We start from the raw sequence: 2,116 nt of genomic DNA on the forward strand, positions 1-2,116 counted from the left end.
AGCCTTCATCAAGTAATCTTTCTACCAAATGACTTCCTATAAAACCGCAAGCTCCTGTTACAAGTACTTTTTTACTTTTTAAATTCATCATTTACTCCATTTATTTATTTCGGATAATAAAATAGAAAAGCTTAAATTTTTTTCAAATTATACCGAAAATCTTATAGTAAAAATAATGTTTATGGAGAGTTTTATGAAAGTATCTGTCTGTATCTTAGAAGATTCAAAAGGTTTTTTACAAGAAACGCTTGAAAACATAGAAGGTAATGAAGAGTATATAAACGAAATTATATATTCAGGGAATACAGAAGATTTATCAGGAATAGACACAGATTATGATATAAAGTGCTTAAATATAAACTCTGAAAACAAAGCGTTTTTAAGAAATAAACTCTTAGAAAATGCAAATAATGAATATATTTTATGGCTAAAAACTGGCTCTATTTTAGAAGAAGATACTTTTGAGGAGTATGAAGAAATATTAGAAGAATTCCCTGATGTTGATATTATTTACCCAAATGAGATATTAATTGATTTAAATAATGAAGAAAATATAAAAAATTTTAAAGACTGGTATAAAAATGAATTAGAACTTTTACAAGGTTTAACGCTTGAAAAGTATCTTCCAGAGTTTGGAGTTTTAACAAAAAAAAGTATTTTTGAAAAATTTGGGAAATTTGATGAAGAATTTGAAGATTATGAGTTTTACAGATTTTTATCATTAAATTTAAAAAATATTACTTTAAAGTTGTCTGAATTTAGTTTTACTACAAATAAAATAACAAAAACATTTATAGACACATCTTTTCATTCAAAAAATCTAAGAGATTTATTAAAAATATATAGTATGGAAAATGAACTTTTCCCTGAGCTTAACTGGAAAAATGAAAAAATTGCAAAAGCAACTGCATTTTCTATAACAGCAGGTAAACTAAAGGAATATTTTGACTATTATAATGCTGCAGAATTTTATAAAAAAGCTCTTCTTACTTTCCACAATCAATATTCATTGAAAGAGTTAATAGATACATATATGAAAATGGGAGAATTTGAAAAAGCTAAATATATGCTTGAAGAACAAGGATTGAAAGAAAAAGAAATTTTAGAATATGAAGAAAAAATTCAAAATATAGAAGACATTATTGATAATTTAGAAAGTGCAGTAAAAGAGGGTAAAATTAAAGAGGTTTTATCTGCAGTTCCTGATGTTTTGCAGTTTTATGAAGGAGCTCCTATTTACAATATTCTTGGGGTTATTCATTATATAGGAAAAGACATGGAAGGGGCTTTTAAGTTTTTTTATAAAGCAATAACGATGAACCCTCTTAATGATGATTATAGACAGAACCTTTTTGACATTGCGAAGCTATTAAATAAAGAAGAGAAAGTAAACAAGCTAATCCAAAGACTTCTGTCAGACTAATTGTCAAAATTATTCAGTGCTTTATTATGGAATAAATCATCATCTGATATATCTTTTTATTAGATAATATTTATTTAAAAATTTTTCTTTGGGGTAGAAAATGAAAAAGTACTATATTAGAACTTTTGGATGCCAGATGAATATAAATGACAGCCAAAAAATGGCAGGAATTCTAAAAACTCTCGGTTATGAGCCAGCAGAAAGCTGGGAAGAAGCAGACGTAATACTTGTAAATACCTGCTCAGTAAGAGAAAAGCCAGACCAGAAAGTTTTATCTGCATTAGGAGAATTTAAAAAAGTAAAAAATAAAAACCCTGATGCTGTTATAGGTGTATGTGGATGCCTTGCACAAAGGGCAGGATATGAAATACTTCAAAAAGCACCGTTTATAGATATGGTGTTTGGAACGACAAACATACACCATCTACCTCAGCTTTTAGAAGAGGCACAGCAAGGAAACAAAGCAGTAGAAATTATTGAAGATATAGATGAAAATGAAACACAGCTTGACAGCTATCCAACAGTTAGAGATAACAAATATACAGCTTATGTGACTATTATTAGAGGTTGTGATAAAAAATGTACTTACTGTATAGTTCCTGCTACAAGAGGAAAAGAAAGGAGCAGAAGAATTGGGGAAATACTACAGGAAGTTCAGTACTTAGTTGAAGATGGGGTAAAGAGATACACTTA

General features: G+C 28.3%; 3 protein-coding genes. 2 read left to right on the top strand and 1 reads right to left on the bottom strand.

Annotated features, from left to right (window positions below):
- The coding region (locus HG1285_RS19555; RefSeq protein WP_157560687.1) for an NAD-dependent epimerase/dehydratase family protein at positions 1 to 88 on the bottom strand (88 nt) is incomplete at its 3' end.
- A 105-nt stretch (positions 89 to 193) separates the two neighbouring features.
- Here HG1285_RS19555 and HG1285_RS03730 point away from each other — a divergent pair.
- Both HG1285_RS03730 and HG1285_RS03725 read left to right on the top strand, forming a co-directional pair.
- Positions 194 to 1,423: a hypothetical protein gene (locus tag HG1285_RS03730; RefSeq protein ID WP_008288806.1), complete on the top strand. Its 1,230-nt coding sequence runs from the start codon at positions 194 to 196 to the stop codon at positions 1,421 to 1,423.
- 100 nt (positions 1,424 to 1,523) lie between these two features.
- Positions 1,524 to 2,116, top strand: a 593-nt coding sequence (locus HG1285_RS03725; RefSeq protein ID WP_008288807.1) for a radical SAM protein, incomplete at its 3' end; no start/stop codon positions are given.

The organism is Hydrogenivirga sp. 128-5-R1-1, assembly GCF_000171895.1.

What these genes read in the sequence shown, in the direction of transcription:
- HG1285_RS03730 (WP_008288806.1), top strand. Translation starts at nt 194, where the DNA reads ATGAAAGTATCTGTCTGTATCTTAGAAGATTCAAAAGGTTTTTTACAA.